General features: G+C 51.2%; 19 protein-coding genes. 16 read left to right on the plus strand and 3 right to left on the minus strand.

What is annotated here, in order from left to right:
* Positions 1–59 precede the first annotated feature (59 nt).
* The 6 genes from hemW (at position 60) to dnaJ (ending at position 6,933) form a co-directional block, all read left to right on the plus strand.
* The gene (gene hemW / locus AC1VOR_RS07605; RefSeq protein ID WP_482616965.1) at positions 60–1,268 is read left to right on the plus strand and encodes a radical SAM family heme chaperone HemW; all 1,209 of its coding nucleotides are present in this window, start codon (positions 60–62) and stop codon (positions 1,266–1,268) included.
* Between the two features lie 199 nt (positions 1,269–1,467).
* Complete coding sequence (locus AC1VOR_RS07610; RefSeq protein WP_059052108.1) at positions 1,468–1,935, plus strand: N-acetyltransferase; 468 nt, start codon at positions 1,468–1,470, stop codon at positions 1,933–1,935.
* 118 nt (positions 1,936–2,053) lie between these two features.
* On the plus strand, positions 2,054–3,085 hold the full coding sequence (gene hrcA, locus AC1VOR_RS07615; RefSeq protein WP_482616967.1) for a heat-inducible transcriptional repressor HrcA: 1,032 nt from the start codon (positions 2,054–2,056) through the stop codon (positions 3,083–3,085).
* Between the two features lie 53 nt (positions 3,086–3,138).
* Positions 3,139–3,765: a nucleotide exchange factor GrpE gene (grpE, locus tag AC1VOR_RS07620; protein ID WP_482616969.1), complete on the plus strand. Its 627-nt coding sequence runs from the start codon at positions 3,139–3,141 to the stop codon at positions 3,763–3,765.
* Positions 3,766–3,817: 52 nt separating this feature from the next.
* Positions 3,818–5,653 carry a molecular chaperone DnaK gene (gene dnaK / locus AC1VOR_RS07625; protein WP_059052110.1) on the plus strand — a complete coding sequence of 612 codons (1,836 nt, stop codon included), beginning with the start codon at positions 3,818–3,820 and terminating at the stop codon, positions 5,651–5,653.
* 155 nt (positions 5,654–5,808) lie between these two features.
* A complete protein-coding gene (dnaJ, locus tag AC1VOR_RS07630) occupies positions 5,809–6,933 on the plus strand; it encodes a molecular chaperone DnaJ (RefSeq protein WP_482616971.1) in 1,125 nt (374 codons plus the stop codon).
* Positions 6,934–7,027: 94 nt separating this feature from the next.
* On the opposite strand, the gene AC1VOR_RS07635 is transcribed toward dnaJ, so the two are convergent.
* Both AC1VOR_RS07635 and AC1VOR_RS07640 read right to left on the minus strand, forming a co-directional pair.
* Positions 7,028–7,312: a YxcD family protein gene (locus AC1VOR_RS07635; RefSeq protein WP_482616973.1), complete on the minus strand. Its 285-nt coding sequence runs from the start codon at positions 7,310–7,312 to the stop codon at positions 7,028–7,030.
* A gap of 3 nt (positions 7,313–7,315) precedes the next feature.
* The gene (locus tag AC1VOR_RS07640) at positions 7,316–7,747 is read right to left on the minus strand and encodes a hypothetical protein (protein WP_482616975.1); all 432 of its coding nucleotides are present in this window, start codon (positions 7,745–7,747) and stop codon (positions 7,316–7,318) included.
* Positions 7,748–7,991: 244 nt separating this feature from the next.
* Between AC1VOR_RS07640 and AC1VOR_RS07645 the strand changes: the two genes are divergently transcribed.
* The 7 genes from AC1VOR_RS07645 to AC1VOR_RS07675 all read left to right on the plus strand — a co-directional run bounded on the left by AC1VOR_RS07645 (position 7,992) and on the right by AC1VOR_RS07675 (position 13,022).
* Positions 7,992–8,309 carry a hypothetical protein gene (locus AC1VOR_RS07645; RefSeq protein WP_482616977.1) on the plus strand — a complete coding sequence of 106 codons (318 nt, stop codon included), beginning with the start codon at positions 7,992–7,994 and terminating at the stop codon, positions 8,307–8,309.
* 27 nt (positions 8,310–8,336) lie between these two features.
* Positions 8,337–8,510: a hypothetical protein gene (locus tag AC1VOR_RS07650; RefSeq protein ID WP_482616979.1), complete on the plus strand. Its 174-nt coding sequence runs from the start codon at positions 8,337–8,339 to the stop codon at positions 8,508–8,510.
* A 120-nt stretch (positions 8,511–8,630) separates the two neighbouring features.
* Complete coding sequence (prmA, locus tag AC1VOR_RS07655; RefSeq protein WP_482616981.1) at positions 8,631–9,596, plus strand: 50S ribosomal protein L11 methyltransferase; 966 nt, start codon at positions 8,631–8,633, stop codon at positions 9,594–9,596.
* 6 nt (positions 9,597–9,602) lie between these two features.
* Positions 9,603–10,289 carry a site-2 protease family protein gene (locus tag AC1VOR_RS07660; protein ID WP_482616982.1) on the plus strand — a complete coding sequence of 229 codons (687 nt, stop codon included), beginning with the start codon at positions 9,603–9,605 and terminating at the stop codon, positions 10,287–10,289.
* A gap of 58 nt (positions 10,290–10,347) precedes the next feature.
* Entirely contained in the window at positions 10,348–11,109 is a 762-nt protein-coding gene (locus tag AC1VOR_RS07665) for a 16S rRNA (uracil(1498)-N(3))-methyltransferase (RefSeq protein WP_482616983.1), read from the plus strand.
* Between the two features lie 3 nt (positions 11,110–11,112).
* The gene (gene mtaB, locus AC1VOR_RS07670; RefSeq protein WP_482616985.1) at positions 11,113–12,456 is read left to right on the plus strand and encodes a tRNA (N(6)-L-threonylcarbamoyladenosine(37)-C(2))-methylthiotransferase MtaB; all 1,344 of its coding nucleotides are present in this window, start codon (positions 11,113–11,115) and stop codon (positions 12,454–12,456) included.
* 128 nt (positions 12,457–12,584) lie between these two features.
* Complete coding sequence (locus AC1VOR_RS07675) at positions 12,585–13,022, plus strand: NUDIX hydrolase (RefSeq protein WP_059052119.1); 438 nt, start codon at positions 12,585–12,587, stop codon at positions 13,020–13,022.
* On the opposite strand, the gene AC1VOR_RS07680 is transcribed toward AC1VOR_RS07675, so the two are convergent.
* On the minus strand, positions 13,013–14,029 hold the full coding sequence (locus AC1VOR_RS07680; protein WP_482616986.1) for a Na/Pi cotransporter family protein: 1,017 nt from the start codon (positions 14,027–14,029) through the stop codon (positions 13,013–13,015). The two genes, AC1VOR_RS07675 and AC1VOR_RS07680, sit on opposite strands and share 10 nt — an antisense overlap.
* A gap of 137 nt (positions 14,030–14,166) precedes the next feature.
* On the opposite strand from AC1VOR_RS07680, the gene AC1VOR_RS07685 reads away from it, so the two are divergent.
* The 3 genes from AC1VOR_RS07685 (at position 14,167) to addA (ending at position 23,202) form a co-directional block, all read left to right on the plus strand.
* Positions 14,167–15,540 (plus strand): class I SAM-dependent rRNA methyltransferase, encoded by a 1,374-nt coding sequence (locus tag AC1VOR_RS07685; protein WP_482616987.1) that lies wholly within the window; start codon positions 14,167–14,169, stop codon positions 15,538–15,540.
* Between the two features lie 148 nt (positions 15,541–15,688).
* The gene (addB, locus tag AC1VOR_RS07690) at positions 15,689–19,219 is read left to right on the plus strand and encodes a helicase-exonuclease AddAB subunit AddB (protein WP_482616988.1); all 3,531 of its coding nucleotides are present in this window, start codon (positions 15,689–15,691) and stop codon (positions 19,217–19,219) included.
* The gene (addA, locus tag AC1VOR_RS07695) at positions 19,216–23,202 is read left to right on the plus strand and encodes a helicase-exonuclease AddAB subunit AddA (RefSeq protein WP_482616989.1); all 3,987 of its coding nucleotides are present in this window, start codon (positions 19,216–19,218) and stop codon (positions 23,200–23,202) included. Before addB ends, addA begins: the two co-directional genes overlap by 4 nt.
* Positions 23,203–23,228 lie beyond the last annotated feature (26 nt).

Here is a 23,228-nt window from a genome sequence, read left to right on the forward strand (position 1 = left end):
TTTTTCCAAGTTTGGTTAAGAAAGTCCGGTGTTTTATCTACTATTAGTATAGAGGGGGCATGACCAAAGTGAACCAGTATAACCAACAAGGAGCAGCGCAGGGAGTGCCGACGCATGCACCGGAGGCTGTCTATATTCATATTCCGTTTTGCACCAATAAATGTTTTTATTGCGATTTCAACTCCTACGTATTGAAGGATCAACCGGTGATGGATTATCTGAAGGCCCTGGACCGGGAAATGGAACTCACAGTTAAACAGACCCCGCCTGCCGAGATTCGTACCATCTTCGTGGGAGGCGGAACGCCAACGGTGCTGAAGCCGGAGGAAATGGAATTCTTCCTCGCCTCTATCAAACGCCACTATCCTCGCTGGGCGGATGACATTGAATTTACGATGGAGGCCAATCCTGGTACTACTGATCGCGAGAAGCTGCGCGTGATGAAGGATGGGGGAGTTAACCGGGTTAGCTTTGGCGTGCAGGCATTTCAAAATGAGCTGCTGAGCGGAATCGGCAGAATTCATAATACGGACGATGTCTACCGAAGTCTGGAGAATGCCCATGCTGTTGGGCTTGATAATCTGTCCATCGATTTAATGTTCGGGTTGCCTAACCAGACGGTGGAGATGCTAGATTACAGCATTACGCGAGCGCTTGAACTGGGCTTGCCGCATTACTCGATTTATAGCTTGAAGGTGGAGGAAAATACATTGTTCCATACCATGTATCATAAGAACCAGCTTCCGTTGCCAAGCGAAGAGGATGAGCTGAACATGTATTTGCTGCTGATGGAAAGAATGCAGAGCGCAGGGCGCAAGCAATATGAAATCAGTAATTTCGCCAAGCCTGGCTATGAGAGCCGCCATAACATCACCTATTGGCGTAATGAGGACTATTACGGGCTGGGGGCCGGAGCGCATGGCTACCTGGGCAGACAACGCCATATTAACATTAAGGGCGTTAATCCTTACGTAGAGGCCGCGAAGCAGGGATTACCCCGACTGGAGAAGTTCGAAGTATCCCGCGAGGAAGCGATGGAGGACTTTGTAATGGTGGGTCTGCGCATGCTGGATGGCATCCGCAAAGCCGACTTTTACAAACAATTTGGCGAGAAGCTTGATGATGTGTTTACGGGACCGCTGACCAGAATGTTGAAGACCAGCTTGCTGGAAGCCCATGAAGATGACGGAGGTTATAAGCTGAGTCATCAAGGTGTGCTGTTCGGTAATGAGGTATTCGCCGAATTTATAGGCGTCCTCGTACCATAATAGAGGTTGTTTAAAAAGTAATCTTTGATCACGAAGCGATTCGGGAAGTGGATTATGAATATGGAGCCCGTGCTTTCCTACTTGGGGAAAAATGCACGGGCTATTTTTTTTGTGACAACGGTTGTTAACCCTCTTGAAGTTTTATACTGTATCATGTATATTTATTCATATTATTTGAAAGTGCAAGGGGGAAATGGGCATGCCAGCGGTGATTGTATGCAGACAAGCGAATTTAATGGACGTTGAGCCTCTATATATTATGATTGAGGATTATGCCAAGCGCGGGATTATGCTGCCTCGTTCCCGGGCGGTGCTGGAGCGCCAGATCAAGGACTTCGTGGTTGCGGAAGTAGATGGCGAGGTTGTCGGCTGCGGATCGCTGTGCAAGCTTGGTGATGAATTGGTGGAAATTCGCTCGCTTGGTATTGCCGAAGGTCATAAGGGTAAGGGGCTTGGTTCGCGGTTAGTAGAGCAATTGGAGAAAGAAGCGCGCAAGCAGGGGATTCCCAAGCTCATGGCCTTGACCTATGAGGTTTCCTTCTTTGTAAAGAACGGATTTGATGTTGTAAGCAAAGAGATTTTCCCTGAAAAAGTGTGGACGGATTGTGTGAATTGTGCGAAGCAACTTTGCTGCGATGAAATAGCCGTACTTAAGATACTGGACTGACTTGACAATCGTCAGGTCGGTTTGGTATTTTTGTATTAGCGATTAGCACTCAACGTTAACGAGTGCTAACGAAGTGAAGAGATGGGTCATTAATCAATTAAATTCAGGAGGGATTGCCATGTTAACGGAACGCCAAAGAATGATATTGACAGCCATTGTGGATGACTATATCCGTTCGGCGGAGCCGGTGGGGTCCCGAAGCATTTCCAAACGGGGCGATGTCGGGTATAGCCCGGCTACTATCCGTAATGAAATGTCCGATCTGGAGGAACTCGGCTTTCTGGAGCAGCCGCATACGTCGGCCGGTCGAATTCCTTCACATAAGGGATACCGTTATTATGTAGATCATCTGACTCCGTTTAATCTCTTGGCCAAGGAAGAGCTTGTTACGCTCAAAACCTTTTTTGCCGAGAAGCTGAATGCGGCGGAACAGGTGATTCAGCATGCCGGAACGATATTATCCCATATGACCAACTATACCTCCATCTTGCTGGGACCGGAGGTTTTCCAGACGTCTTTGCGCCACTTCCAGCTCCTTCCGTTAAATGAAGATACGGCGGTAGCTATTGTAGTGACCAATACCGGGCAGGTGGAGAACAAGACAGTTACACTGCCAGCCGGGGTTTCCGTTTCTGAAATGGAGCGGGTGGTGAACCTGCTGAACCGCAAGCTTGCCGGCGTGCCTATTTACAGGCTGAAGGCGGCCTTGTATAGCGAGATCGGGCAGGAAATGCAGCGACATATCGAGCATTTCGAAGAATTGATGAAGATGCTGGACGAAGTGCTGGGTGCGGGCCTGGAGGGGCAACGGTTGTTCTTGAGTGGAGCGACGAACATGCTCACACAGCCAGAGTTCCGTGATGTTGACAAGGTGAAGAGCATTCTTGACCTGCTTGAGGAAACGCCGACATTAACCAAGATGATATCATCCGCATCTGCCGGATCAGGCGTCCAGGTGCGTATTGGTACTGAAAATGATCATGAAGCCTTTGCCAACTGCAGCCTGATAACGGCAACCTACCGGATTGAAGGCGAGGCGGTTGGAACGATTGGTATTTTGGGACCAACGCGTATGGAATATGCCAGAGTCATTCGGATTCTGGATATTTTATCGAAGGATTTGAGTGAATTTCTGTCCAGAATGCAATAACAACGACTTGGAACTTGGAAGTTTAACGCATGTGCTTTAAGGAGGTGAACATCTTGAAGGAATCACAGCCGATTCAAGACAACATCAATCACAGTGAAGAGGACGAATTGAACATGAATGATAAGGTACAAGAGGATTTGCGCCAATCTTCCGATGAGGATGTGAGGCAAGAAGAAACGAGCAGTCAGGAGCCGACAAGTCACGATCAAGTGGAAGATACGGCGGATTTGTCTGCCCAAGTAGAGAAGCTTCGTGCTGAGAATGAAGAAGGACAACAACGGTTGCTTCGGGCGCAGGCTGATTTTGATAATTTCCGGCGTCGTACTCTTAAGGAGAAGGAAGAGCTGGGGAAATACGCTTCTGCGAAGCTGATTACGGAGCTATTGCCCGTTATTGATAATTTCCAGAGAGCGCTGAGTACAGCAGGAGATCATCCCGAGTCTGCTTCCTATGTGAAGGGCGTGGAAATGATATTCCGCCAGCTTGAAGGTGTACTGAGTGCAGAAGGACTTACTGCCATGGAGGCTGTAGGACAACCGTTTAATCCGGAGTTCCATCAAGCCATTATGCAGGTCGAGTCTGAGGAACATGAGGAAGGCATTGTTGTGGAAGAGGTTCAGAAGGGCTACATGCTGAAGGATAAGGTATTGCGCCCTGCTATGGTTAAGGTTAGCGGTTAATTTACACAGATATTATAGGGATAAGCACCCATTTTAAGGAGGACATAAGCAAATGAGCAAAGTAATCGGAATTGACCTTGGAACCACTAACTCCTGTGTTGCCGTGATGGAAGGCGGCGAGGCGGTAGTCATTCCTAACCCAGAAGGAGCGCGTACAACCCCTTCTGTAGTAGGGTTCAAGAAAGACGGAGAACGGGTAGTCGGGGAGACGGCCAAACGTCAAGCTATCACTAACCCGGACCGCACAATTAGTTCCATTAAGAGACATATGGGTTCCAATCATAAAGAGTCGATTGATAGCAAGGAATATACTCCGCAAGAAATTTCGGCTATTATTTTGCAGAAGCTGAAAAGTGATGCAGAAGCTTACCTGGGTCAACCGGTAACCCAAGCGGTTATTACGGTTCCAGCTTATTTCAATGACAGCCAGCGTCAAGCAACCAAGGATGCCGGGAAAATTGCCGGTTTGGAAGTATTGCGGATTGTCAACGAGCCTACGGCTGCAGCTTTGGCATATGGTATGGAGAAGTCGGAAGATCAAACCATTCTCGTATATGACCTTGGGGGCGGTACATTTGACGTTTCCATCCTGGAATTGGGCGATGGATTCTTCGAAGTAAAGGCAACCAGTGGCGACAACAGCTTGGGCGGCGATGACTTCGACCAGAAGATCATTGATTATTTGGTAGCCGAATTCAAGAAAGACCAAGGCATTGATCTGAGCAAGGATAAAGCTGCGGTTCAACGTCTGAAGGATGCTGCGGAAAAAGCGAAAAAGGAATTGTCTGGCGTATTGACGACCACGATTTCCTTGCCGTTTATTACTGTGGCTGACGGAGTTCCTCAGCATTTGGAGCTTAACCTGACTCGTGCCAAATTTGAAGAATTGACAGCAGACCTGGTAGAACGTACTTTGGGACCAACTCGTCGTGCCTTGAGCGACGCAGGCATGACTCCTGCTGATATCAACAAGATTGTACTGGTAGGTGGTTCTACCCGTATTCCTGCAGTACAAGAAGCAATTAAGAAGCTGACTGGCAAGGAACCTCATAAAGGCGTTAACCCTGATGAAGTTGTTGCGTTGGGCGCAGCCGTACAAGCGGGCGTATTGACTGGGGATGTGAAGGACGTCGTATTGCTGGACGTTACACCATTGTCCCTGGGTATTGAAACAGCCGGTGGCGTATTTACGAAGATGATCGAGCGTAATACCACGATTCCTACCAGCAAATCGCAAGTGTTCTCTACCTACGCAGACAATCAGCCAAGTGTTGAGATCCATGTGCTGCAAGGGGAACGTGAGATGGCCGCTGGCAACAAAACGCTGGGACGCTTCATGCTGGGGGATATTCCATTGGCACCGCGCGGTGTTCCGCAAATCGAAGTGGCCTTTGACATTGATGCTAACGGGATCGTTAACGTCTCGGCGACCGACAAAGGTACCGGTAAGAGCCAAAAGATCACAATCACTTCGTCCAGCGGCTTGAGCGACGAAGAAGTAGAACGCATGATGAAGGATGCTGAATTGCATGCTGATGAAGATAAGAAGCGCAAAGAATTGGTTGAAGCGAAGAACAATGGAGACCAATTGATTTATAGCGTGGACAAAACGATCAAGGAACTTGGTGACAAGGTAGATGCTGCTGAGACAGATAAAGCCAATGCAGCCAAGGAAGAGTTGAAGAAGGCTTTGGAAGGCGAAGACCTGGAGCAAATCAACGCAGCTTCCGAGAAATTGACCGAGATCGTTCAGCAGTTGTCCGTCAAGTTGTATGAGCAAGCGGCACAAGATGCGGAAGCTCAAGGCGGGGCAGCGGATGCAGGTGGTCCTGGCCGCGACAACGTCGTTGATGCCGATTATGAAGTGGTTGACGAAGACAAGAAATAAGGTTAAGCTTCACGAAGTAGAAGCAGGCACATAGATTGTAATCTGGGAAGGTCAAAGCGCGGGCTGTTCCGCACTTTGACTTTCCTTTTGCCGGATATAGGGGTCGCTGTCTTAAAGAAGGCAGTAGAACTCATTAGTCAGACGGGGGTGGAAGGATGGCAGATAAACGCGATTACTACGAGGTGCTGGGTCTGGGCAAGGATGCCTCTGACGATGACATCAAGAAGGCTTACCGCAAGCTGGCTCGTCAGTATCACCCAGACGTGAATAAAGCCGCAGATGCGGAAACGAAGTTTAAAGAGGTTAAGGAAGCCTATGATGTCCTGAGCGATGCGGGGAAACGCTCGCGTTACGATCAATACGGTCATGTCGATCCTAATGGAGGCATGGGCGGTGGGTTTTCCGGAGGCGGCGATTTTGGCGGCTTCGGTGATATTTTTGATATGTTCTTTGGCGGCGGCGGGGGTAGACGCGATCCGAATGCTCCGCAGCGCGGCAATGATTTGCAATATACGATGACGATTGAATTCCAGGAAGCGGTATTCGGCAAAGAATCGGATATTAATATTCCGCGTACGGAAGGCTGTGATACCTGCTTTGGTACAGGTGCCAAGCCAGGAACGAAACCGGAGACCTGTTCGGTCTGTCATGGTTCGGGACAACAGGAAGTTGTACAGAATACGCCGTTTGGCCGGATGGTCAATCGCCGGGCATGTAGCCATTGCGGTGGCAAGGGGCAAGTCATTAAGGAGAAATGCCCAACCTGTGCAGGAAGCGGCAGCGTGAAGAAACAACGTAAAATTCACGTTCGCATCCCTGCGGGGGTAGATGACGGTGCTCAATTGCGGATGTCAGGGGAAGGTGAAGGTGGACTTCGCGGCGGTCCTGCTGGCGATCTCTACATTATTATTCGCGTCAAAACCCATGAATTCTTTGAGCGTGAAGGCGATGACATCTATCTTGAATTCCCGCTGACCTTTGCTCAAGCGGCACTGGGTGATGAGATTGAGGTACCTACGCTAACGGAGAAGGTTAAGCTGAAAATTCCTGCCGGAACCCAGACCGGGACTTATTTCCGCCTCAAAGGCAAAGGAGTCCCGCGGCTTAGAGGGGTTGGTCAAGGCGATCAACATATCAAAGTGGTGATTGTTACGCCACGTAAGCTGAGTGAAGAGCAAAAAGAACTGCTTCGCCAATTTGCTTCTGTTGATGGTGAGCAAACGCAAGAACATGAGGAATCTTTCTTTGACCGCATGAAACGGGCGTTTCGCGGAGATTAGTCGAACTATAACAAAAGCGCGAGTCCAGGGGAATCTCATTCCTGGACTCGCGCTTGTTTGTTTTGAGAGACTTTACATATTTTGATCTTGTACTTTAAGCCTTATCCTGAATGACTGCGATAATCTCTTCATTCAATTCCAGACGAATGTCGTCCCGAAATACGCGGCGACCGTATTCCCGGTGCATGTACTGCATGATAGCTTCCATCAGATTGGCTTCAACCAGGTAACGGCTACGCCCGTTTGCCCAAACTTCACCGGTATATCCCGTATCCTCATCCCAGCTTAACTCGACCTGGACATCGGTGGGGCGCACGCCAACACGCTCGGCTGTATTCAAGCATACGGCATTGATGATTTCATCCATGCTCAAAATCATGGCTTAGTATCTACCTCCACGACGGTAATCGTCGTGACTTGGTTGTTTTTTGAAGCGACGGTATAAAGCCATGGCAGCAATAATTAACAGATAGATAGCTAGCAGGTTCACGGCAAGTCCCAATAGATTACCAAAAAAGCCCATGTTGGTGAACAAGCTGCCAAATAGCATCCCGGCAAGGCCGCCAACAATCAACCCGCGCATCAAGCTGCCTCCGCTAAAAAAGCCACGGTTTGCGGTCGTATTTGCCGTATTGGCTCCGGCCCGGTTCCCGGTCATGTTCTGATTTTCATTTTGTGCGGGCTTCTTGGGAGCCGGATTATAGCTGCGTGGTCCTGATTTGAAGCCCCCTCGTTTGGCATCCGCTAAATCCGGAGCAACGAAGGTAAATAGTACAGTAAAAGCCATTACAATTAACATTACTTTCTTCATCATGGGACGTAGGAACCCTCCTGTGAAATATAGATTTCTTCTGTTTCCTAGCTAGTAATACGGGGTAAGTTCTAGGTAAGTTTCAAATTTTAAATAAAATCCACTCCTCGAACAACTTCGTTCTGGGAAGTCGACTTTTTGAACAACCTCATAAAGTATAAAGCTACTGCACTGGCTGCATCCTATCATCGTAGCGGACTGTTTTGTACGAAGTCCCATGAAGCCCCGAGGAAGGCAGGGAGGTAGTATGACCGAGAAGAACATACTCGCTTATTTCAAAAGCCCAGAGGAAGCGGAGGGAGTGGCTCGTAAGTTAAGCACTTTGAGGGTGGCGGATTTGACTATTGACCGTTTTCAGCGGTACGGTGCCGAGGCGGAGCATTCAGCCGGGATTACTCATTTTACGGCAGGGATAGTGGAGGTAGCGGATTCGTCCGTAAGCAGACTCAGTCATGATGGAGAAGGCGGACCAAACGGGCGTGATATTTTACTCACGGTAGTCGTGAACGATGCCATTCATCATCAGGCCCTTCGCATTATTGAGGAAGCAGGGGGCATGGTATAAATACCGACCGGAAGGAGGGGAGCAGGTATGAGCCGCGAAGAACGACGGAATCGCCAGGTAAAGATTAATCTGGACAAGCCGTTCGCAGATTATGACAGGGAGCCTGAAGCTCTGGAGGATCTTGCAGATTATGAGGATTGGGAGACGCTGGAGCGTGATGAACGGACGGAAGCACAGAAGCGCGAGCGGTTGAAGCTGTAGCAGACTAAATATAAGGCGGAGGAACCGGAGTCCCGGTTGCCTCCGCCTTGCTTTGTCACTATGTTCATTCTATAGTACAATAAATCTTATGCATGTAAGTCAAGGAGGAAAAAACATATCATGATTTGGAAGGAAATAACTATACATACAACGGAAGAAGCCGTCGAGATGATTTCAAATTTCCTGCATGAAGCGGGAGCAGGTGGAGTGACCATCGAGGAACATGTTGATAACAATAAACCGCGGGATACTTCGCTTGGACAATGGTTCGAAATTCCGCCAAACGATATTCCTGAAGGAGAGGCCAAGATTAGCGGCTATTTCCCGGAAGGACTTAACATTGAAGAAGTCGTTCAGGAGGTAAGCACCCGGATTCAAGAACTTAAGGGGTATGATATTGACCCCGGGGTTGCAGAAATCTCTGTCCGCGGTGTCAGCGAAGATGACTGGGCGAACAACTGGAAGCAATATTTCAAGCCCCTGCGCGTGTCGGAACGACTGACCATTAAGCCAACTTGGGAAGATTACACTCCCGAAGCAGGTGAGCAAATTATCGAGCTCGATCCGGGAATGGCTTTCGGTACAGGAGCGCACCCTACGACTTCCCTTTGCTTGCGCACGCTGGAGGATGTTATCCGCGAGGGAGACGAAGTGATTGACGTCGGCACAGGCTCCGGCATTTTGGCGATTGGTGCCTGTCGTCTTGGCGCATCGCGTGTGCTTGCCCTGGACCTGGACCCTGTAGCGGTATCCAGTGCGACGGAGAACAGCCGTCTAAACAAGCTTGCAGAGCGTATTCAGGTCGTAGAAAGCGATTTGTTGTCTGTCATTAAGGGTGAAGGCAGCGCAGACGTTATGGTACAGTTACCGGTCCGCGTTGTGGTTGCCAATATTTTGGCCGAAATTATTTTGCTCTTTATTGATGATGTTTATCAAGCTTTGACGCCTGGGGGCTATTATATTGCCTCCGGTATTTATAAAAATAAAGAACAAGCCGTAGAAGAAGCGCTAATTGCCGCGGGTTTTGAATTGGAACAGACCGCCCGGGAAGAAGATTGGGTAGCTTTTGTGGCAAGAAAGAGGTAACCAGCCATGGATTTTTTGGATCGCATATTGCGGGTCCCGTTGCACGAGCTTCCTTTTTACCTGATTACTCTGGTCATTGCCTTCACACTGCATGAATTTTCCCATGCGTATTTTGCTAATAAATTTGGAGATCCTACGGCCAAGCTACTGGGCCGAGTAACCTTGAATCCCGTTGTGCACTTTGACTTTTTTGGTATTGTATTGCTGCTAATTGCCGGTTTTGGCTGGGCTCGTCCGGTTCCTGTCAATCGTGAGAATTTCAGCAATCCTCGCTTGATGGGGGCTATTGTATCTGTAGCTGGTCCGCTTAGTAACTTGCTGCTGGGTGTTTTGGGGACGTTGATCTATGTGATGCTGGCCAGGTTTGGTGTCCTTGATACTATAAGCAATGAAAGATTGCTGCAAGCGATTTTAATATTTTTTAATGTATTTACTGTTTTGAACTTCTTCTTGTTCTTGTTTAATCTGATTCCGTTGCCTCCTCTGGATGGCTATCGGCTGTTAGAGGACTTAGCGCCGCGTTCGGTGCAGGGCAAATTGCATCAATTTGAGCAATGGTCAATGCTGCTCTTCCTGCTGATCTTGTTTATTCCTGTATTGCAAGCGTACACCATCACGCCGTTGTATCAAGCAGCTCAGACGATGTATTTTCAATTTGCTGATTTTTTCCTGATTCTGTTCGGGGGCTACTAGTAGCACGTCAGCGTATGGCAAGCTGGATTTTAACATTGTAGAGTAAGGATGGATGAAGATGCAGCGTTACTTTGTGGAACCGGAACAATTCGGCGTGCAAGATGTAATGATTACCGGTGAGGATGCCCGCCATATCGGGCGAGTCATGCGTTCCAAGCCGGGAGATAAATTAATAGTAAGCGATGGCGTGTCCCGTGAGGTTCTGGTGGAAATTAAGACGATAGAATCTCATGAAGTGACGGCAGAGATTCTGGATGTCTTGCCTTCCTCGGGAGAGCCTTGGCTGCAAGTGACGGTAGCGCAAAGCTTGCCAAAGGGCGACAAGATGGAGGTCGTGATTCAGAAATGTACGGAAATTGGCGCCTCGCGTTTTGTTCCGTTTCTATCCGCACGAACGGTAGTGCAATACGATAGGAAGAAAGAAGAGAAACGTCTTGCTCGCTGGCAGAAAATCGCCAAGGAAGCGGCAGAGCAGGCACATCGCAGCAAAATTCCTGGGGTAGATGGGCCTGTAAAATGGAATGAGCTGCTTGCTGCATTTAAAGAGTATGATTTGGTATGCTTATGTTATGAGAAAGAGGATGGCCGCGCCTTGCGGGAGGTCCTGAAGCCAATGGTGGCGGAACTGGATGCTGAACAAACTTACAACATCGCCGTTGTAGTGGGTCCAGAGGGCGGTTTTAGCGAAGAAGAGGTTCAGGAAGCAGAGGCTGCAGGGGCCAAATCCGTTGGTTTGGGCCGACGGATTCTGCGTACGGAAACAGCAGCGATGGCTGCATTAACTTGCATCATGTATGAATCTGGAGAAATGGGGGGATAAGCGATGCCAAAAGTCGCTTTTTACACCTTGGGTTGTAAAGTGAATTTCTATGATACCGAAGCCATTTGGCAATTATTTAAAAATGAAGGCTATGAGCAGGTGGATTTTGAACAGTCTGCTGCGGACGTCTATCTGATTAATACTTGTACAGTAACCAATACGGGGGATAAGAAGAGCCGCCAAATTATTCGACGTGCCGTGCGCCGTAATCCGGATGCCATCGTGGCGGTAACAGGCTGTTACGCACAAACATCCCCGGCGGAAATTCTTGATATTCCCGGTGTCGACCTCGTAATCGGCACCCAGGATCGTGAGAAGATAATTCCTTATGTTAAGGAAATACAGGATCAGCGTAAGCCGATCAATGCTGTGCGCAATATTATGAAGACGCGGGAGTTCGAGGAACTGGATGTACCGGACTTTGCCGATCATACCCGTGCGTTCCTCAAAATACAGGAGGGCTGCAACAACTTTTGCACCTTCTGCATTATTCCGTGGTCACGGGGCTTGTCCCGTAGCCGGGAGCCCCAAAGTGTTGTGCAACAAGCACGTCAGTTAGTGGCTGCTGGATATAAGGAGATCGTGCTGACGGGTATTCACACTGGTGGGTATGGGGATGACTTGGAGAATTACCGTTTGGCAGACCTGTTGTGGGAATTGGACAAGGTAGAAGGACTGGGTCGCATCCGTATCAGTTCTATTGAAGCTAGCCAAATTGACGAACGTATGCTTGAGGTGTTGAAGGGCTCTGCCAAGATGTGCCGTCATTTTCATATTCCGCTGCAAGCTGGTAGCAATGAAGTGCTCAAACGGATGAGAAGAAAATATACCACCCAGGAATTTGAGCAGAAAATAGCTATGATTCGCAAGTTCATGCCGGATGTAGCCATCACGACCGATGTCATTGTCGGCTTCCCCGGAGAGACTGACGAGTTATTCCGTGAGGGCTTTGAGACCATTAAGCGCATCGGCTTCTCTGAGATGCACGTGTTCCCTTATTCCAAGCGGACCGGCACGCCGGCAGCCAGGATGGAGGATCAGGTAGACGAGGAGGTCAAGCATGCCCGTGTGCATGAATTGATCGATTTGTCGGAGCAAATGCAACTAGCCTATGCCCAGCAATTTGTAGGTCAGGTACTCGACGTTATCCCCGAGAATGATGAGAAGGGGACTTCGGGCGATGGCCTTGTGACTGGTTTTAGCGACAATTACTTGCAGGTTCGATTCCCGGGAACCTCTGCATTGACGGGTAAAATATGTCGGGTCAAGCTGACCAAGGCGGATATTAACACAAGTGAAGGCGAACTTGTCCGTGTTCTGGCCAAGGCTTCTGAAGCCTTGGCTTAATAAGGTTTGCCCGCTTCTCTGGGCATGACAAGGATTTCAGCCCAAGCTGAAATCCTTGTTGTTACATATATGTTTATGCTTTTTTACGCCCGGCCAGCGTTCTTACTACTGAAGGAGGTACAGCCAGAATGTCATTCAAAGAAATCTCTGCGGGGGGCGTTGTCTATCGCATCGAGAATAACCGGATGCAAGTTCAGCTCATTACCGACCGATATGGGAAAATTTCGTTCCCCAAAGGAAAGCAGGAAGCGGGAGAAACTGTAGAGCAGACAGCGCTTCGTGAAATATTGGAGGAGACGGGGATCGTAGGCAAAATTGATGAACTGATAGATATCATCCCTTATACGTATCACCATCCTCAGCTTGGCAGTGTAGACAAGGAAGTGCATTATTACCTCGTGAAGTGGCAAAGTGGTGCCCTGTGCCCCCAACTCGAAGAGATACGCAGTGTGTCTTGGTACGAGCCGCAGGAGGCTTGGCGCCAGCAATGTAAGGCAGGGTACGACAACAATGACTTTATCTTGGAGAAAGCGTTAAGGCTACTGGGCATTGAACCTCAGGTCTGATGGGCGTTACCAGGTCCGAACTTGGGGGAGCCCTGACGAGGGGAGTCTAGTCTGGACCAAATCGGCAGATAGCAAATTGGCAAGGCAAGCAGGGAGCAGACGACATTGAAGATGGTCTGCGTGTGAGCAATTTGTGCCGCAAGATCACTGGTCAGCAAGCTAGCTGCCGTTTCTAATAGAGGTACTAATGGAAGGAACAAGATGGCCCCCAGCACATTCAAGATTACGTGCGACCAGGCAACAAACCGCCCAGACCGGGTTCCTCCAATCGCCGCAATCAAGGCTGTGAGGCAGGTGCCTACATTGGAGCCGATGACAATGGCGATGCCGAATTCAATCGGTAACACACCGCTGGCTGCTAGTCCCATGGTCATGGCGACAACGGCTGCGCTGCTGTGGATGATGGCTGTAAGTGTGGCACCTGCCAGCGCACCCCAGAGTAAATTGCCAGTGGCATGCGTCAGCAGCCAGGAAATGATACCTCGTTCCTCCAGAGCGGGACCAATGGATTGCATCATACGGATGGCAACCATGACCAGACTGAAGCCAGCGCCGGCCAAGGCCCCATATTGTAAAGGCAGCAGAAATGGAAGCTTGCGCTTGATGTAGGAGGGCAACATGTCCTCGGCAAGTACGGCTGTCGCCCACAATATTAGCGATATAATAAGCAGGGGAGCACCGAGGCGTGTCAGGTTCAAGGCAATGAGTTCTGTCGTGAGACAGGTGCCGATGTTGCCCCCTAGAATAATCCCTAATGTTCGAGCATAGGAGAGGAGTCCGGCGTTGACAAGTCCAATGGTCATTACCGTGACGGCGGTGCTGCTCTGAAGCAAGGCCGTAATAAACGTACCGGAGACAAGTCCGGTCCAGGGAGTGCGAGTCGTCCGGTGCAGGAAGGCCATCAGTTTGGGGCCAGCCCAGGTGTGCAGGGCAGATTCCATGATTTTCATGCCAAGCAGGAATAGGACCAGACCCCATGTTACGGGCAACCAGATTTCCTGAAACATGGCGGCGTTGCCCCCCTTTCCTTGAAAAAATGTGTACAAGTTACGTATATGATGCCGGGATAACGATCATACCTGTGTAGTCCCGCATGAAGATATAGTTATTGGAATTTACAATCTTGTTTAGGAGTGAATAATGAATGGCAACGGTCGTATTACAGCGCAGCCGGAAGAAACGATTGGAGCAGGGGCATCCCTGGGTATTCAAAAATGAGATCGAGACGGTAGAGGGTGAGCCCGTACCTGGTGGACTCGTCGAGATTATGGATTATCGGCGGCGTTACCTGGCAACGGGATACTACAACCCGGCCTCGCAAATTACAGTACGGGTCGTATCCTATATACCATTAACGGAGATGGATACGTCCTTTTTTGTCCGCCGGTTTACCGAATGTCTCAAGCACCGGGAACGCTTTGTCAACGAATCTTCTTATCGGCTTGTCTACGGAGAGGCTGACTTTCTGCCCGGACTGATTGTGGACAAATTTGGTGATGTACTTGTGGTGCAATTGCTGACATTAGGCATGGACCGTTGCCGCGAGCAAATTGTTACCGCGCTTACCGAAGTGCTGCGGCCTGTGGGAATTTATGAGCGCAGCGATGTCTCCGTAAGGCAAATGGAGGGGCTGGAACAGGTGAAGGGAGCCATTTATGGTGAACCTCCTCGCTATGTAACCGTAACGGAGAACGGGCTGAAGATTGAGGTGGATATTGAACAAGGACAGAAGACGGGGTATTTCTTCGACCAGCGTGAGAACAGGGCCTCCATTCGGCCACTTATGACGGGCTGGGGCGCTAAAAGTGGCATTACACTACAGGAGATCGCTAATGAGGTGGGCGAGGTACGGCGTGTACCCGTGAACCGTAAGGGAAAAGAGGTTGGCTTCCCGTATTGGGATGGTGCTACAGTGCTGGAATGCTTCTCGCATACGGGAAGCTTCACGCTGCACGCCTGTGAGTATGGGGCCAAGAAGGTCACTTGCCTGGATATTTCCGAGCATGCCATTGAAAGTGCCAAGCGCAATGTGCAGTTGAATGATTTTACCGATCGCGTGGAGTTTGTTGTAGCGGATGCCTTTGAGTATTTACGGGGTCAAGTAAAGGGCTTGGAAGAGCGTCATCTTAGAGCAGCAGGTACCAACAAGGTCGATACCTCCGTACCATTGACGGCCGGAGGAGGGCAGACCTGGGATGTTGTCATTCTAGATCCTCCAGCCTTCGCGAAGACGAAGACGGCAGTCAAGGGGGCAGTTCGTGGATACAAGGATATTAACCTTCACGGAATGAAGCTGGTGAATGAGGGAGGCTATCTGGTCACGGCCAGTTGCTCCTATCACATGCGTCCGGACTTGTTCCTGGAGACCATTCTGGATGCGGCTGAGGATGCAGGCAAAGTGCTGCGACTTGTGGAATGGCGGGCTGCCGGGAAAGACCATCCGCAAATCCTGGGGGTAGACGAAGGACATTATTTGAAGTTTGCTATCTTTGAAGTTCGCAGTAAGAACGCTTATTGATATATGGCTGCAAAGGGTCCGTCCTCGCGTGAATGAATGCGGGACGGGCTTTTTTTTGAGGAAACAGCAATTGTAAGGGATGCGAATGTTTGCTCGCATCTGTGCTATACTGGGAACGATAGAATTGTCCGTTGCAGGAGGTTATTCCATGTCTTTACATTTCATAATTGGCCGCGCTGGCAGTGGTAAAAGCAGCTTGATTCTGTCCCGGGTAGCGGAGGAGCTCAAAGCGGACCCGACCGGTCCACCGCTCATTATTTTGACACCGGAGCAAGGTACCTTCCAAATGGAGCAGCAAATTGCCGGAGCCTCTGGCTTGCCTGGAACCGTGCGCACACAGGTGCTGGGTTTCCGTCGTTTGGCGTTACGTGTTATGCAGGAGACTGGCGGCTCGGCGCTCGTGCCTATTCATGATGAAGGCAAGAAAATGCTGCTGTACAAGCTGCTGCGGAGGCACCGCGATAACCTGAGGTTGTTTGGACAAGGTGGCGACCAGTTTGGCCTTATTGAACGAATCGCTGGTTTATATACGGAGATGAAGAAATACAACGTGGATTTTGCCGATTTATCCGGGTTTGAGACTGTTCTTGAAAGCCGGATCGACGAATCCCCGTTACTTATAGATAAAATGCATGACCTGGCTCTCCTTTTTGCCGAATTTGACCAGGAATTATCCAAGTTGTACATCGACAATGAGGATCATGTTGTCAAGCTGGCTCAGGGAGCGCCAGAGTCGGCCTACTTACGCGGAGCTAAAATCTGGATTGACGGCTTCCATACCTTTACCCCCCAGGAATACACAGCCATCGTTGCCCTGTTAAAAGCTTCTGCTTCGGTAACGGTATCCTTGACTTTGAATCGTCCCTATAATGATGGCAACCTGCCTCAGGAATTGAACTTGTTCCATACTCCCGCGGCGGCTTATATGAAGCTACGCCAGTTGGCGCAGGAAGCAGGAATTGATGTTGCTGCAGCGGAACTGCTCGATCAGCGCCCATACCCCCGGTTTCAGCGCAGCGAGACACTGGGGTTCCTGGAATCCGCCTATGAGCGGCGAACCCCGTGGCCTCATACGGAGCCGCCAAAGGACTTGAGCCGCGCCTTATCCATTCACCGGGCCGACGGCCGCCGTGCTGAAGTGGAAGGGGCGGTACGGGAAATGGTTCGTCTGGCGCGGGAAGAAGGGGTACGCTGGCGGGAGATGGGTCTGCTGGTGCGCCGCCTTGAGGATTATGATCAACTCATTGCGCCGCTGATGGAAGAATACGAAGTTCCCTTTTTTCTCGACCAAAAAACGAGCATGCTGCATCACCCGCTTATTGAATTTATTCGCTCGGCCCTGGATGTTGTACTGGGCTTCTGGAAATACGACGATGTATTTCGTTGCATCAAGAGTGAATTTCTACTGCCTTTGGATGGCAGAGTTACTCGTGAGGATATGGACGTCCTGGAGAATTATGTGCTTGCCAGTGGCATTCAAGGCTATCGCTGGTTCGATGGACGGCCCTGGAAGGGCGCTCCAAGCCTGTCACTGGAGCAGGGAGAGGCAGCGGCTTCCGGCAAGGCACAGGAGCAACTGGATTTGCTGGAACGCTGCCGATCTACGGTGGTCGCCCCGCTATACGAATTTGAGAAGCGGTTGAAGCAGGCCGCTACAGCCACCGAGATGTGTGCGGCGGTTTATCAGCTCCTGGTAGATGCGGAAGCGGCTCAGCATCTTGACCTTCTGGCGCATCGGTTGCTCCAAAGCGGACAACCACGTCAGGCGATGGAACACCGCCAGTTGTGGGGAGCGGTGCTTGATTTGCTCGATCAGATCACAGAAATGATGGGGGACGAGCGTCTGGAGCCAGAGCTATTCGCCGGAGTGCTGGAGACAGGCATGAAGGGACTCAAGCTGGCACTTGTACCGCCTTCGCTGGACCAGGTGCTGGTCGGCAGTACGGACCGCACGCGGTCAGGACGCATCAAGCATCTGTTCCTTCTGGGCATTAATGAAGGAGTAATGCCAGCCGGGCTTCAGGAAGAAGGCTTGCTCAGCGAACAGGAGAAGCAGCGGCTGTCCGAAGTTGGTCTGGAGCTGGCTCCGGGACTAACACGGGATCTGTTGGATGAGCGCTACCTGATCTATGGAGCGCTGGCCGGAGCCAGTGACTCTCTGTGGCTGAGCTACGCGATATCTGACGGAGAAGGTGGAGCCTTGCTGCCGTCGGAAGTGATTCGGCAGGTGAAGCGGATTTTCCCCCATTCCTCCTTAAAGGAGCAGGTGATAAGCTCGTCTCCCATCGGAGGAACAGACATGGAGGAGCTTGCTTTTGTTGCCAAGCCTGGACCTGCCCTGGCTACCTTGATCAGGCAACTGCGCCGCTGGAAGTCAGGCGAATCGATATCGCCGCTCTGGTGGCATGTGCTGGAGTGGTACAAGGACAAGCCGGAATGGGAGAGTCGGGCGGTGCGACTGGTAGGATCGCTCAATTACCGCAACCGGGTGCGTGGACTTACCCCGGCTACGAGTCGCAAGCTATATGGTAAGCGGCTACGTACCAGCGTATCACGCATGGAGCAATTTTCTGCGTGCCCGTTCGCGCATTTCGCTTCCCATGGCTTGAAGCTGAAAGAAAGACAGCTTTACCGGCTTAAGGCGCCGGATATCGGCCAACTGTTCCATGCTGCACTTAGCCAGATGGCCATTAACTTTCGGGAGCAGAACCTCAGTTGGGGAAGTCTGACTCCGGAGGAAGTGTTGCGTGAAGCCGATGCGGCAGTGGATGATCTGGCTCCGAAGCTGCAAGGGGAAATATTGCTCAGTTCCAAGCGTTATGGCTACATCTCACGCAAGCTGAAGAATATCGTGGGCCGGGCCTCTTTGATTCTCGGTGAGCAGGCGCGTCGCGGTAGCTTTGAACCTATTGGCCTGGAGTTGGATTTTGGGCCGGGCCGACCGCTGCCGCCACTAATCTTCGAGCTGCCCAACGGCTGCGTAATGGAAATTGTGGGCCGAATTGACCGGGTGGATGTGGCCGAGGGCGAAGAAGGCTTGCTCCTGCGGGTTATTGACTATAAATCAAGCCAGACTGATCTCAAGTTGCATGAGGTCTATTACGGTCTGTCCTTGCAAATGCTGACGTATCTGGATGTGCTGGTGTCCTCAGCAGAGGAATGGCTGGGCGAAAGTGCCTTACCGGCGGGAACGTTGTATTTCCATGTGCACAATCCGCTGCTGCAAAGCAGCAATGGCATGAGCCCCGAACAAGCCCGACAGGAGCTGTTGAAACGCTTTAAAATGAAGGGACTGCTTCTTGCGGACCGTGAGGTTATTGCCAAGATGGACAGTGGTTTGGAGAAGGGGCATTCAGATATTTTGCCTGTGGCTCTTAAGGCCGATGGCGGCTTCTACAGCAGCGCATCGGTAGCCACGCCTGAGCAGTGGAAGACGTTGCTCGGGACGGTGCGCCATACGATTGCTGATATCGGTACGCGTATTACGGATGGGGACGTACAAATAGCTCCCTATCGCTTGGGGCTGGAGACGGCTTGTACCTTCTGTCCTTACAAGCCGGTATGCCGCTTTGAAGAATCGCTGGAGGGCAGCTCGTACCATGTGTTGAACAAGCCCGGCAAGCAGGAAATATGGCAACTTCTTGGTGAAGATGACGGAAAGGAGAACAATCGATCATGAGCATGACAATGAAACCAAAACCCCAGGGAAGCTATTGGAGTGACGACCAGTGGCGCGCTATTGCTTTGTCTGGCGGAGACATGCTGGTGGCTGCTGCGGCGGGCTCGGGTAAAACCGCTGTATTGGTTGAGCGGATTATCCGCAAGTTGACGGACCGCGAGCGGCCGCTGAGCGTAGATCGGTTGCTCGTAGCTACGTTCACCAAAGCGGCCGCTGCCGAGATGCGAGGACGGATTACGGAGGCGCTGGAGAAGGAACTATCCAAAGACCCCGGTGATGAATATGTAAGTCGTCAGCTTGCCATGTTGGGCAGAGCTTCCATTACGACACTTCATTCGTTCTGTATGGAGGTCATTCAGCGATACTATACCCTGATTCCTCTCGATCCTGGCTTCCGCATCGCAGCGGAGAATGAAACGGCCTTGCTACGTCAAGAGGTGCTGGAAGAATTGCTGGAGGATAAATACGGTAGCGAGCCGGCAGACAGTCCCTTTTGGGCTCTAGTCGATTTGTTCGGAGGAGAGCGGAGCGATGAAGCTGTGTTTGCGCTGATTCAGCGACTGTATGATTTCGCCCGTAGTCATCCATGGCCTGAGGACTGGCTTCGCCAGTCGGCAGAAGCTTTTTTGGTGCCTGATGCCTCCGCTTTGGAGCAAAGCGGGTGGGTAGCTGGTATTTTGGCAGATACAGCCTTGTCCTTGAACGGGGCGTACAGTTTGCTCTCTCAAGCGAAATTAGTAGCCCTATCGCCGGGAGGACCGGAACCCTATGCCATAACGCTGGAACAAGATATGCAAATGGTACAGACGCTTCGGGATGCCGTTCATGCGGGGACCTGGGCTTCCCTATACACGGAGTTTCAAACGGTGCAGTTTGGCAAGCTGAAGCCTTGCAAGAAGGATCAGACCGATCCGGAGATGCAAGAGAGGGTCAAAGCGATGCGCGAAGAAGCCAAGAAGACCGTAGCGGATTTGCGAGTTCAACTGTACAGTCGGCCTGCGGAGGTATTCTTGCAGGAGATGCATGCGATGGCTCCGTTACTTACGGGCCTGTCTACACTCGTTATTGAGTTTGGGGAACGGTATCGCCTGCACAAGGCGGCGAAGGGTTGGCTGGATTTCTCCGACCTGGAGCACTATTGTCTGAAAATTTTGCGTCATCCCGATTCCGTTCCTGGCGAGCTGCGGCCATCCGATGCGGCTATGGAATACCGGCAGCAGTTTGAAGAGGTACTGCTCGATGAATATCAGGATACGAACACTGTGCAGGAAAATATCGTACGTCTGATTTCCCGAACTGGTCCGGGGAACCGCTTTATGGTTGGCGATGTGAAGCAAAGCATTTATCGATTCCGCTTGGCCGAGCCAGGCTTGTTTCAGGCAAAATATCAGACTTACGGTGAAGATTTTGCTGGTGAAGGACTACGTATCGACCTAGCTCGGAACTTCCGCAGCCGCCGTGAAGTGGTGGATGCGGTTAATTTGTTGTTCCGTCAAATCATGAATGAAAGTGTGGCGGAAATCTCTTACGATGTTCGGGCGGAACTGGTATATGGGGAAGGCTTCCTGCCAAACACGACAGAGGATTATCGTCCAGAATTACTGCTGGTGGATCGGGATACGGGTGGCACTGGTGAAGAAGGCCGGGATGCCGGGAGCAGCAGTGATTATGCTGGTGAGGAAGGTTCGGGGGCTGACAGTGAGGATGAGACTGCCTTGCTTGAGGCGGTGAAGCTGGAGGCACGGGCTATAGCCTCACGTATTCGCGGGATGCTGGGTGAGGGCGGCGAGCCCTTGCATATTTATGACAAGCAAGCTGAAGTCATGCGTCCGGTGGCCTACCGGGACATGGTCATTTTGCTAAGATCAACGATGACTTGGGCTCCGGCAATCATCGAGGAACTGCGGCTTATGGGGATTCCCGCCTACGGGGAGTTGAGCCAGGGGTACTTTCAGGCATCTGAAGTGGAGACGATCTTATCTTTGCTGCAAGTCATTGATAATCCGTTGCAGGATATTCCACTAGCAGCGGTACTGCGATCACCTTTATATGATTTTTCTGAAGAAGAACTGGCCGATATTCGTCTGGCAGTTCCTAGCGGCAGATACTATGAAGCGGTGCTGGCCCGTTCAGAAAGAGAACCAGCCTATTCCGGCAGCGAACCGGAACAGGAGGAATTGAACTCGTTGCCCGAAGCGCCTGCGGACAAGCTGGGTATTCGCTTGCAGACTTTTCTGGAGCAACTACACGCTTGGCGTACGATGGCCAGGGAGGGCGAATTGGTCAGCCTGATACGTGATATTTACCGGCAAACTGGCTACCCCGAATGGGTTGGCGGCTTGCCTGGGGGAAGCCAGCGGCAGAGCAATCTGCTGACTTTGCTCGATCGGGCAAGGCAATATGAGGTGTCCGCCGCTGCACCGGGTCTGTTCCGATTCCTGCGGTACGTCAATCGTTTGCGTGAGAATGGGGGCGACTTCGGGGCTGCATCCGCTGCGGGAGAGCAGGGAGACGGGATACGGATTATGACCATCCACAAGAGTAAAGGACTGGAGTTCCCGGTTGTGTTTGTGGCAGGCTTGTCCAGACAGTTCAATCGTCAGGACTTGAACGCTCCCTTCTTGATGCATAAGGAAATGGGATTTGGTCCCAAATTTGTGGATGCGGATACCCGTGTCAGCTACCCTACATTACCCAACCTTGCGATTCGGAAGCGGGCACAGATGGAGCTTCTGGCCGAGGAAATGCGTGTGCTGTATGTGGCGTTAACCCGTCCAAAGGATAAGCTGGTGCTGGTGTCTTCGGTGAAAAATTTATCGCGCTCCATTCAATCGTGGACCAGTGTGCTGCAAGATGAAGATGAGCAGTTGCCTGACTATGTGCTGGCGAGAGGACGTTGTTATCTGGACTGGATAGGTCCGTCCCTGATTCGTCATCGGAGTGCGGGTGAGTTGCGCCGGTTTGCGGGATTACCAGAGATGGCGTCCTCCGTACTTGCAGACAGTCCTTCGGACTGGCACATCGCTTTTCTATCTTCACGTGATGCGGGGCGGACGAGCGGGACGGAAGCCGTGGCGCCAACCGCTGAGCATGCCGGTTTTGATCCGGCGCAACTTCAGGCATTCTTGACCGGCCAGCCATCGGTCATGTTACCGCAAGATCCTGGGACAGCCGGGCTGGGTACACAGGTAGCAGATCGGCTGGGCTGGAGCTATCCTTATGAGACTGCCAGCCGTATTGCTGCGAAGACGACCGTAACCGAGATGAAGGCATTGCTGGCCATGCAGGAGGAGCCTGCTCATGATGCTATGGCCCAGGTGGAATTGCAACAGCAACTGAGTAGAGAGGAAGCATCGGGCGAGCCTGAGCTTACCCTCCATCTACGCCGCCCGCGCTTCATGGAGCAGCGCAAGCTTACCCCAAGCGAACGAGGGACGGCTTACCATACACTGATGCAGCATCTGCCCTTTGGTGAGGGAGAAGCAGAAGATATCGTCCAGGCCACCTTGAATCGCCTAATTGAACGGCAAATCATGACTACGGAGCAAGTCGCTGCTATTAATGGGACAGCGATTGCGGGGCTGCTGCAAAGCCCGCTCGGTCAGTTATTACGCCGCGCAGATTGGGTGAAGCGAGAGCTCCCGTTCAGCTATGGCTTGCCAGCAGCGGAAGCGACGCCTCAATTAGGAGGATTGGTTACGGAGAATACGAATGATTCAGCGTTTGAGGCTCGGCAACTGGCAGGGGAAACCGTGCTGATTCAGGGGATTGTCGACTGCTTGTTCTCCGTGGATGGGAAGCTCTTTTTGCTGGATTACAAGAGTGATCGTGTGCTGGAGCATCGTGGTGGTGTAGCTGCGCTCACGGAAACGTATCGTTTCCAGCTTGAGCTGTACGCGAGGGCGGTCGGACAAATTACGGGCCTTACTATAGATGAGAAATGGCTGTATTTCTTTGATAGCGGTGAAGCCGTTCGGTTATAGAAGTGTGGTCTTGAGGGGAGAGGAAA

The organism is Paenibacillus sp. 1SOY10 (assembly GCF_056836745.1).

What these genes read in the sequence shown, in the direction of transcription:
- hemW (WP_482616965.1), top strand. Translation starts at nt 60, where the DNA reads ATGACCAAAGTGAACCAGTATAACCAACAAGGAGCAGCGCAGGGAGTG.
- AC1VOR_RS07610 (WP_059052108.1), top strand. Translation starts at nt 1,468, where the DNA reads ATGCCAGCGGTGATTGTATGCAGACAAGCGAATTTAATGGACGTTGAG.
- hrcA (WP_482616967.1), top strand. Translation starts at nt 2,054, where the DNA reads ATGTTAACGGAACGCCAAAGAATGATATTGACAGCCATTGTGGATGAC.
- dnaK (WP_059052110.1), top strand. Translation starts at nt 3,818, where the DNA reads ATGAGCAAAGTAATCGGAATTGACCTTGGAACCACTAACTCCTGTGTT.
- dnaJ (WP_482616971.1), top strand. Translation starts at nt 5,809, where the DNA reads ATGGCAGATAAACGCGATTACTACGAGGTGCTGGGTCTGGGCAAGGAT.
- AC1VOR_RS07635 (WP_482616973.1), bottom strand. Translation starts at nt 7,312, where the DNA reads ATGATTTTGAGCATGGATGAAATCATCAATGCCGTATGCTTGAATACA.
- AC1VOR_RS07640 (WP_482616975.1), bottom strand. Translation starts at nt 7,747, where the DNA reads ATGATGAAGAAAGTAATGTTAATTGTAATGGCTTTTACTGTACTATTT.
- AC1VOR_RS07645 (WP_482616977.1), top strand. Translation starts at nt 7,992, where the DNA reads ATGACCGAGAAGAACATACTCGCTTATTTCAAAAGCCCAGAGGAAGCG.
- AC1VOR_RS07650 (WP_482616979.1), top strand. Translation starts at nt 8,337, where the DNA reads ATGAGCCGCGAAGAACGACGGAATCGCCAGGTAAAGATTAATCTGGAC.
- prmA (WP_482616981.1), top strand. Translation starts at nt 8,631, where the DNA reads ATGATTTGGAAGGAAATAACTATACATACAACGGAAGAAGCCGTCGAG.
- AC1VOR_RS07660 (WP_482616982.1), top strand. Translation starts at nt 9,603, where the DNA reads ATGGATTTTTTGGATCGCATATTGCGGGTCCCGTTGCACGAGCTTCCT.
- AC1VOR_RS07665 (WP_482616983.1), top strand. Translation starts at nt 10,348, where the DNA reads ATGCAGCGTTACTTTGTGGAACCGGAACAATTCGGCGTGCAAGATGTA.
- mtaB (WP_482616985.1), top strand. Translation starts at nt 11,113, where the DNA reads ATGCCAAAAGTCGCTTTTTACACCTTGGGTTGTAAAGTGAATTTCTAT.
- AC1VOR_RS07675 (WP_059052119.1), top strand. Translation starts at nt 12,585, where the DNA reads ATGTCATTCAAAGAAATCTCTGCGGGGGGCGTTGTCTATCGCATCGAG.
- AC1VOR_RS07680 (WP_482616986.1), bottom strand. Translation starts at nt 14,029, where the DNA reads ATGTTTCAGGAAATCTGGTTGCCCGTAACATGGGGTCTGGTCCTATTC.
- AC1VOR_RS07685 (WP_482616987.1), top strand. Translation starts at nt 14,167, where the DNA reads ATGGCAACGGTCGTATTACAGCGCAGCCGGAAGAAACGATTGGAGCAG.
- addB (WP_482616988.1), top strand. Translation starts at nt 15,689, where the DNA reads ATGTCTTTACATTTCATAATTGGCCGCGCTGGCAGTGGTAAAAGCAGC.
- addA (WP_482616989.1), top strand. Translation starts at nt 19,216, where the DNA reads ATGAGCATGACAATGAAACCAAAACCCCAGGGAAGCTATTGGAGTGAC.